The organism is Frigoribacterium sp. PhB107, assembly GCF_003751515.1.
In the GTDB taxonomy this organism is placed as follows: Bacteria; Actinomycetota; Actinomycetes; order Actinomycetales; family Microbacteriaceae; genus Frigoribacterium.
Genome location: NZ_RJKU01000001.1, coordinates 1,753,107 through 1,761,251, shown reverse-complemented (window position 1 = coordinate 1,761,251; position 8,145 = coordinate 1,753,107). Strand labels below are relative to the sequence as shown.

Here is an 8,145-nt window from a genome sequence, read left to right as displayed (position 1 = left end):
GGAGGCGACGATGCCGAAGGCGGACTTGGTGATGGTCTTGCGTGAGATGTTCACGATGGTTCTCCTTGTCTGTGGTTCCCGGTGGGGAGTTGACAAGGGTTCGCCACCCTCACGCAGAACGACTGGTCCCGTTATCAGTCCGTGACCTTCGAGTCCCGAACGGGTCTGCCGGGGCTGCCGCGGCGCCCCCTCCGGCCCGGTCGCGTGCCTGCGGGCTCGTGCGGCACTCGCCCCCTCAGCCGGATCGCGATCTCGGAGGCGTCGAGATCCGCCAGGGACTCGGCCAGCACCTCGGCGTCGACCGTTCCCGCGTCGCGGGCGTCGAGCAGCGCGGCCCGCTGGGCGGCCAGCACCGCCAGGGTGTGCCGGACGGCGGCGTCGATGCGGGCACGCCGTGCGTCGTCGTCCAGGTCGGCAGCGGCAGCGGCGGCAGCGGTGTCCCGCACCACCTCGCCGCCCGGCACCGCGGCAGCCGTGTCGCGGAGCAGCACCACGAGGCGGCGCCGTTCCGCCTCCGTCTGCCGGTGTGCCGCCTCCTCGTCGACGGGTGCCGCGATGCGACGCAGCAGCGGCCCGATCGTGCCGCCCTGCACCAGCAGCGACAGCGCGGCCACCGCGTACGCGATCAGCACGAGCACGGGACGCTGCGGGGTGTCGTCGGGCAGCGTCTGTGCGGCCGCGACCGTCACCGCGCCGCGCATGCCGGCCCAGACCACAGCGGTGCCGTCCCGCCAGCCGAGGGGCTGCGCGAGGAAGTACTCGATGTCGGCGAGCCCCTGCGTGACCCGTCTGGCGAACTGGTCGAGGGCCCGGGGCGATGGCGTCCGTCGGCCGCGGTTCATCTCCGTGAACGATTCGTGCGTCCCCTCGCTCGTCGAGATGCGCTGATGCATGTCGGCGACGCGGGGACGCATCGCCTCGGCGTGCCGGGCCCGCGCCGAGAGCACCCTCAGCAGCGGCGCCACGTAGGCGGCGCGCACGAGCACCGTCAGCACGAGCGCCCCCACGGCGATGAGGAGGGCCGGGGCGAGGCCGGCGTGGTCCTGCTCGACAGCGATCACGATCGACCGGATCTGCAGCCCCATCGTGAGGAACACCGCGCCCTCGAGCACGAGCTCGACGGTGCGCCAGTTCTGCCCGTCCGACAGGCGCGACTGGGGCGACAGCTCGCGCGGCGCCCGGATGCCCGTCACGAGCCCGGCGACGACGGCCGCGACCAGGCCCGATGCGCCCACGGCACCGGCCGGCACGGACGCGAGGAACGGCACCGCGAACGAGATGACCGTGTTGACGGTCGGGTCGGTGAGCCGACGCCGCGCGGCAAGGTTCACGGCCCCGACGACCAGCCCGATCACGACCGCCACGACGACCGAGTACGCGAAGGTGCCGAGGGCGCCCCAGAACGAGAAGGAGGCGGCGGTCGCCACGATCGCCGTCCGCAGCAGCACGAGGGCGGTCGCGTCGTTGAGCAGGCTCTCGCCGTCGAGCATGGCGACGACCCGTCGCGACACCGAGGTCTGCTTGACGATCGACGTCGCGACGGCGTCGGTGGGGCTGACGATCGCGCCGAGGGCGACGCCCCACGCGAAGCCGAGATCGGGCAGCACCAGCGAGAAGAACAGGCCGAGCAAGAGCGAGCTTGCGACGACGAGCAGCACCGACAGCCCGCTGATCGCGCCGAACTCGCGTCGGAAGTTCATCGCCGGCATCGACACCGCCGACGAGTAGAGCAGGGGCGGCAGCACCCCCGCCAGGATCAGCTCGGGATCGATCTCGACCGAGCCGAGCGCCGGCAGGAAGCTGGCGCCCACCCCCACGGCGACGAGGAGGAGCGGCGAGGCCACGCCGAGGCGCGGGCCGACGACCGTGGAGGCCGCGATCACCACGAGGCCGGCCACGAGGAAGAGGAGGGTCTCGGTCACGGCACGAGTGTGGCACGGGCGTCGTGCGCCGCAGGTTCTGTCGTCGAGGGCGGGTGTTCCGGGCCGAGGGCGGGTCGCAGGGGACCCGCCCTCGGCCCGGAATGCCCGCCCTCGAGAGGCTCATCGGGCGTCGACGGGGACGGCGCTCAGGCTCGGGGCGCGACGACCGCCCAGCCGTGCGCACCGACGACGAGCACGTCGCCGTCGAGGCCGGCGTCGCGTCCCGCGACCCAGCCGTCGGCGGCGGGCGCGGGGTCCGCGACGCGGAGGGGCTCGTCGCCGAGGTTGAGCGCGACGAGCAGCAGCTCGTCCGCCCCGTCGGCCCCGGCCGCGGCCCCGCGCGCCTCGAGCACGAGCGTCTCGTTCGTCACCGAGACCGTGCGCGTGCGCGCCCCGTGCAGCCACGGGTGACGACGACGGACGCCGACCATCTCCTGGTGGAGGGCCAGGACGGCCGGGTCGGCGCCGGCCACGAGGGACACGGCGTCGGCACCGGCGTCGGTGCCGACGGCGTCGTCGCCCGACCAGCGGGGGAACGCGGGACGGATCGCGTCGTCGCCGCCGACCCGCTCCTCCTTGACGGCCCGCAGCCCGAGCTCGTCGCCGTAGTAGACGGACGGCACGCCGCCCAGGGTGAACAGCAGCACGACGGGGTGCGCGTGGTGCCGCTCGTCGTCGATCTGGGTGGCGATGCGGGTGACGTCGTGGTTGCCGACGAACGTCAGCGGCGCGAACTCGTCGAGGAACTCGTCGTGCCGCGTCAGCGCCCAGGCGAGCTCGTGCAGGTTGACGTCCTGGATGCCGTGCCAGGTGCCCTGCCAGAGCTCGTACTGGGTGACGCTGTCGAGGCCTCCGTCGCGGACGGCCGCCGCGTAGTCGCCGTGCAGCACCTCGCCGACCACCCAGACGTCGGGGTGGCTCTCGCGCAGGGGAGGCAGCACCTCGGCCCAGAACGACGACGGCACCGAGTAGGCGGCGTCGAGGCGCCAGGCGTCGGCGCCGCGGTCGGCCCAGTGCACGAGCACCTCGGAGACGAGGCGGACCACCTCGGGCGACGAGTGGTCGAGTGCGATCAGTCCGCCGTGCCCCTCGAAGGTCGCCAGCTCGCCGTGCTCGTCGCGACGGAACAGGGCGGCGGCCGGCGAGGACGAGTCGGCCCGCGCCTCCTGCAGGGCCGGGAACTCGGGGCCGACGTGGTTGAAGACGCCGTCGAGCATCACCCGCACGCCCTTGGCGTGCGCGGCCTCGATGAGCGTGACGAGGTCGTCGTCGGTGCCGAGCCGCGGGTCGACGCGGAACCAGTCGATCGTGTCGTAGCCGTGCGTCGACGCCGCGAAGACGGGGCCGAGCGCGAGCCCGTTCGCACCGAGCGCGAGCAGGTGGTCGAGCCACGGCACGAGGTCGAGGAGGCGCGGCTGCGGCGAGCGGTCCGCCCCGGTCGTGTCGGCCCCGCCGAACCCGAGCGGGTAGACGTGCCACCAGATGACGTGCTCGGTCCAGGCACGCTCGGGGGCGGTCGGGGTGCGGGCGTCGGTGCTGCTGCTGCTGCCGGTGCTGGTGCTGCCGGGGCTGGTCGGGGTGCTGTGCTGCATGCGGGCCACGGTAGCGGCGGGCGCGCGGGCCGGTCCGCCCGCAGGTCGTCACGCGCGCTGCGCGGCTGCGCCTGCGCGGCCCGAGGGCGGTCGCGGCTCAGTCCGCGTCGATCTCGACCGGGTCGCTGAGGTCGAGCGACCAGACGGCGACGCCGGCGAGGCCCAGCCCGCGGGCGAGCTGGACGCGCGTGTCGAGCGAGCGCGAGTCCGACCACCAGATCACCGCGCCGTCGGCGAGGGTCGCGGTCTGCTCCGCGGCCGTGGAGTCCCAGCGGGCGCTGCCGCCGGCGTCCCCGACGCGGTCGCGCGCCTCCTCGTCCGACACCTGCCCGCCGGGCTCCTCGCCGCCCCAGCGGTAGCCGTAGCCCGCGACGCCGAGCACGACCTGGTCGGTCGGCGCGAGCGCGGTGAGGGCGGCGAGCGAGTCGATCGTCCAGTCGAGGGAGCCGACGGGGCCCGGATCGTCGGGCTCCCACGGGCCGTGCTGGTCGTAGGCCATCAGCGTGAGGTGGTCGAGCGACGCCGCCAACGCCGGCACGTCGTAGCCGAGGTCGCCGTAGCCCTCGACCGTCGTCGAGGCCTGCAGTGCGACGTCCAGCCGCACGTCGGGGCCGACCGCTGCCCGCAGCTCCGAGGCGAAGGCGGTCAGCCCGGCGGAGTCGCCTGCCGTGAGCCCCTCGAGGTCGACCATGAGCGAGTCCCAGCCGCCCGTCGACACGCGCGAGGCCAGGTCGGCCGCGACCGCGGACCGGTTCGCCGGGCTCGACAGCAGAGCGCTCGCGACCGGCTCGCTGAAGTCGCCGATCCGGTCGTCGTAGTTGCTCACGAGCAGCTGCGCCTGCAGTCCCCTGGCGTGGGCCGCGTCCCGTTGGGCCTCGGCGTCGAGCGACGGGCTGCTCACGCTGGCCCCGTCGGCGGCCACGAGCACGCCGTCGACCCCGACCACGTCGAGGGAGGCGGCGCTCGCGTCGACGAGGTCGGGGTCGGAGCCCTCGAGCACGAAGCCCGTGACGTCGAGGGCAGGGGCAGTGGCGGCGTCGGCGGGGGTGGCGTCAGCAGGGACGGCGTCGGCGGGGGCGGCGTCGTCCGATGCCGCGGCGTCGTCGAGCGTCGCCCCGGACGAGGAGGCGGCCGGGGCGTCCGGCGACGAGGCGCCAGTGGTCGACGTGCACCCGCTCAGCGCCAGGGCGAGCAGGGCCAGGGCCGCGACGGGGGCGACGGCCACGACGGGACGCGACCCGCCCGCGCGGACGGAGCGGGAGCGGCCGGACGTCGGTGTCATGGACGGATCGTACGACGACTCGCGACCGATGCGAACTCCCGCTGCAGGATGAATCAGCGCTCCGGCGACGTGCACGACTGCACGGACCGTCTCGGCGGGACCGTCTGCCAGTTCACCCGCACCGAGGAGCAGTACGGGACGGACTCCACGCAGACCGTGCTCGTCCGCGACGGCGTCGTCGTCACGGTGCGCCAGTCGAACTACCCCACGGACGACTTGCTCGGCTCGATCGTCACCCGCATCTGCGGCTGACGCCCGACCTCGCGCACGTGCTCGTGCGCGGTGCCGGGAACGACGTGACGCTGCGAGGGAGTGGGAAGCTGCGGGACACCCCGGACGCGTCACATCGTCTTCACCTCAGGGCAGGTCAGACGCGGCCCCCGGGGCGGGCGGCAGCGAGCTCGAGGTTCACGTCGTCGGGGTCCTGCAGCGAGAGGACCACGAGGCCGAACGCAGGCAGGTCGGTGACCTCGCCGTGCTCGATCCCGGCCGCCTCGAGCCGCTCGGCCGCGGCGTGCAGCTCGTCGACGGAGCCGACCCGGAGGCTCAGGTGGTCGAGCCCGACCCGGTCGGGGTCGAAGCGGTCGCCGGCCGGGGCGACCGGCCGCAGCCCGAGCGTCTGCCCGCCGAAGGTGAACGAGCAGCCTCCGTAGGTGCGCTGCGGGTCGTCGTGGATCGTCGGGTCGTCGATCTGGTCGCTGAAGTCGCTGCCCGGCGGCATGCCGAACAGCTGCTCGTAGAAGGCCTTGCTGCGGCGGACGTCCGTGACCGTGAGGCGCACGTGCGAGAAGCCGAGGGGCGTGACGATGGCGTCGTTCATGGGGCCATCATCGGCTTCGAGGCTGGTCATGGCTCGCTCGCGACGCGGGGCCCAGAACGGGCGAGTTCGACGGGGCAGGCGCAGGCTCAGCGCAGCAGCCCCGAGCGCCAGGCCCAGACCACGGTCTGCAGCCGGTCGCGCGTGTCGAGCTTCGTCATGACCCGGGTCAGGTGCGACTTGACCGTGCTGGTCTCGATCACGAGGCGTGCACCGATCTCGTCGTTCGACAGGCCCTCGCCCAGCAGCCGGACGATCTCCTGCTCGCGCGGCGTCAGCACGTCGACCGAGGCCCCGGACGAGGAGGCGGCCCGCCGTCTCGTGAACTCCGCGATGACCCGGCGGGTGGTCGCGCCGTCGATCGCGGCGCGCCCCGACGCCAGAGCGCGGACGGCGGCGACGAACTCGTCGGGCTCCGCGTCCTTGAGGACGAACCCGCTCGCCCCCGCCTCGAGGGCGCCGAAGACGTACTCGTCGAGGTCGAAGGTCGTCGCGACGAGCACGGCCGGGCCGCGGCGGGCGTCGCCGGGCGTGCCCGGCTCCGCCTGCGGGTCGCCGGGCACCGCGACCGAGGAGGCCTGCCGGTCGCCGCCCGGAGGTGCGCCCGGGGCTGCGCCCGTGATCGACCGCGTCGCCTCGATGCCGTCGCCGCCGGGCATCCGGACGTCCATCACGACGACGTCGGGCCGGGTGCGCCGCACGACCTCGACGCCCTCGCGGCCGCCGGATGCCTCGCCGACGACCTCGATCCCTCCGGCGGTCTCGAGCACGATGCGGAACCCGGCCCGCACGATCGACTGGTCGTCGACGAGCACGACCCGGATCACGAGACGGCCCCGTCGGCGGACTCGGCGGACTCGGCGTCGTCGGCGGCGTCGGTCCCGTCGCGCCCGTCGGCGGCACCGGGCTCCGTCTCGACGGGCAGCTCGAGCCGCACGCGCCAGGTGCGGGCGCCGACCGCGTCGGCCCCGCCTGCGGCAGCGGCCCAGGCGTCCGCGTCCCCGGCCCCTCGGCCGTCGACCGGTCGCGTCTCGACCGGTCGCGTCTCGGCCGACCCCGTCTGGGCCGGACCCGTCTGGGCCGGCCCCGTCTGGGCCGGACCCGTCTGGGCCGGACCCCTCTCGGCCGGCCCCGTCCCGACGACGCCCGCCTCGAGCAGCCCGCCCACGAGGGCCGCGCGCTCGCGCATCCCGACCAGCCCGTACCCTGCCGGAGCAGAGCTCGCGGGCCCCCGGGGCACCGCGTTCTCGACGACGACGACGAGCCGCCCCTGCCGCACCGTCGTGGTCAGCAGGACGCCGGCGCCGGGGGCGTGCCTGCGGGCGTTGGCCAGCGCCTCCTGCACGGTTCGGTAGGCCGTGACGTCGGCGAGCGGGGCGAGCGTGGGCAGCTCGCTCTCGACTCGCTCGTCGACGACGGTGCCGGCCGCACGGGCCGCGGCGACGAGCCCGCCGACGTCGCGCAGCCCGGGCACCGGAGCGGTGCCGGTGGCGTCGTCGCCGGTCTCGCGCAGGATCCCCACGATCGACCGCAGCGAGTCGAGCGTCTCGCGCCCCTGCGACCGGACGCTGCGGAGCGACTCCTTCGCGCGCTCGGGGTCGACGTCGACGAGGCGCTCGGCGGCGCCCGCCTGCACGACGAGGCCGGTGAGGTGGTGCGCCGCGATGTCGTGCAGTTCGCGGGCCATGCGGGTGCGCTCGGCGGCGACGGCCGACCGGGTCAGCGTCTCGTGGTGCTCGACCGACTCGGCGGCGCGCGCCCGGCTGTCGCTCTCGTGCCGACGCCGCAGCGCGACCCACGAGCCGACGGAGGCGCTGATCCCGTTCACGAGGACGGCCGTCGCGACCAGCGCGAGCGCCTCGACCAGCACGGACGAGCCGGAGGCGCCGACGCCGCCGAGCCCGCCGATGCCCGCGCCTGCCCCGAGCGCCTGCTTGACGACCGCGGTCGCGCCGACCACAGCGCCGACCGTCTCGACGCCGACGGCGAGGAGCACGACGGTGACCGCCCGACGCGTCGGCAGCAGCGAGCCGACGGTGTACGCGGCGACGACCGGCGCGGCCGTCCAGATCGCCAGGCCGGTGGGCAGCACGGCCAGCAGACCTGCCTGCACCACGCTGATCGTCAGCAGGGTCGCCACCGGCCAGCGGCGCCGGAGCGCGAGCGGCAGGCACTGGACGACGGCGAGCACGAGGACGACGGTGATCTGCGCCGCCGGGATGCTGCGCGACGCACCGAGGAACTCGCCCGCGCCCAGGAGCGAGGCGAGCAGCGCGACGGTCACCAGCGTCCACAGCGCGGCTAGGACGACGTCTCGTCCGGCCGCCGTGCGCACCCCGACTCGAGCCAGGAGGCGCCGCGCCGCCGCGAAGCCGGGCCCCGTCCCCTCGTGCGTTGCCGCACCTGCGGCATCAGCACGGCCGGAGACGGCGGCGACGCCTGCGAGAGCAGAGCGGGAGGAGGAGGTGGTCACGTCCCGAGCATGCCAGGTGCCGTCGACCTCGTGGTCGCGGGGTGCACCTCCCTGTGGAC

At 75.0% G+C, this 8,145-nt stretch carries 7 protein-coding genes; 1 reads left to right on the top strand and 6 read right to left on the bottom strand.

Translation table 11 applies throughout. The features are described 5' to 3' along the window. Positions 1 to 134: 134 nt before the first annotated feature. The 3 genes from EDF18_RS08070 to EDF18_RS08060 all read right to left on the bottom strand — a co-directional run bounded on the left by EDF18_RS08070 (position 135) and on the right by EDF18_RS08060 (position 4,796). Positions 135 to 1,922, bottom strand: a complete 1,788-nt coding sequence (locus EDF18_RS08070; RefSeq protein ID WP_123547155.1) for a sodium:proton antiporter — start codon at positions 1,920 to 1,922, stop codon at positions 135 to 137. A 146-nt stretch (positions 1,923 to 2,068) separates the two neighbouring features. Then, the gene (locus tag EDF18_RS08065; protein WP_123547380.1) at positions 2,069 to 3,514 is read right to left on the bottom strand and encodes an alpha-amylase family glycosyl hydrolase; all 1,446 of its coding nucleotides are present in this window, start codon (positions 3,512 to 3,514) and stop codon (positions 2,069 to 2,071) included. 97 nt (positions 3,515 to 3,611) lie between these two features. Further along, entirely contained in the window at positions 3,612 to 4,796 is a 1,185-nt protein-coding gene (locus EDF18_RS08060) for a glycosyl hydrolase family 18 protein (RefSeq protein ID WP_123547154.1), read from the bottom strand. 48 nt (positions 4,797 to 4,844) lie between these two features. On the opposite strand from EDF18_RS08060, the gene EDF18_RS08055 reads away from it, so the two are divergent. Next, positions 4,845 to 5,048, top strand: a complete 204-nt coding sequence (locus tag EDF18_RS08055) for a hypothetical protein (protein WP_123547153.1) — start codon at positions 4,845 to 4,847, stop codon at positions 5,046 to 5,048. 115 nt (positions 5,049 to 5,163) lie between these two features. Here EDF18_RS08055 and EDF18_RS08050 read toward each other — a convergent pair whose 3' ends face one another. The 3 genes from EDF18_RS08050 to EDF18_RS08040 form a co-directional block, all read right to left on the bottom strand. After that, entirely contained in the window at positions 5,164 to 5,616 is a 453-nt protein-coding gene (locus EDF18_RS08050; RefSeq protein WP_123547152.1) for a VOC family protein, read from the bottom strand. Positions 5,617 to 5,702: 86 nt separating this feature from the next. Beyond that, positions 5,703 to 6,440, bottom strand: a complete 738-nt coding sequence (locus tag EDF18_RS08045; protein WP_123547151.1) for a response regulator transcription factor — start codon at positions 6,438 to 6,440, stop codon at positions 5,703 to 5,705. Then, positions 6,437 to 8,086, bottom strand: coding sequence for a histidine kinase (locus tag EDF18_RS08040; RefSeq protein WP_233569033.1), 1,650 nt, complete (start codon positions 8,084 to 8,086; stop codon positions 6,437 to 6,439). Before EDF18_RS08040 ends, EDF18_RS08045 begins: the two co-directional genes overlap by 4 nt. Between the last annotated feature and the right edge of the window lie 59 nt (positions 8,087 to 8,145).

Coding starts and splice junctions, on each gene's coding strand:
- EDF18_RS08055 (WP_123547153.1), top strand. CDS start 4,845: ATGAATCAGCGCTCCGGCGACGTGCACGACTGCACGGACCGTCTCGGC.
- EDF18_RS08065 (WP_123547380.1), bottom strand. CDS start 3,514: ATGCAGCACAGCACCCCGACCAGCCCCGGCAGCACCAGCACCGGCAGC.
- EDF18_RS08060 (WP_123547154.1), bottom strand. CDS start 4,796: ATGACACCGACGTCCGGCCGCTCCCGCTCCGTCCGCGCGGGCGGGTCG.
- EDF18_RS08050 (WP_123547152.1), bottom strand. CDS start 5,616: ATGAACGACGCCATCGTCACGCCCCTCGGCTTCTCGCACGTGCGCCTC.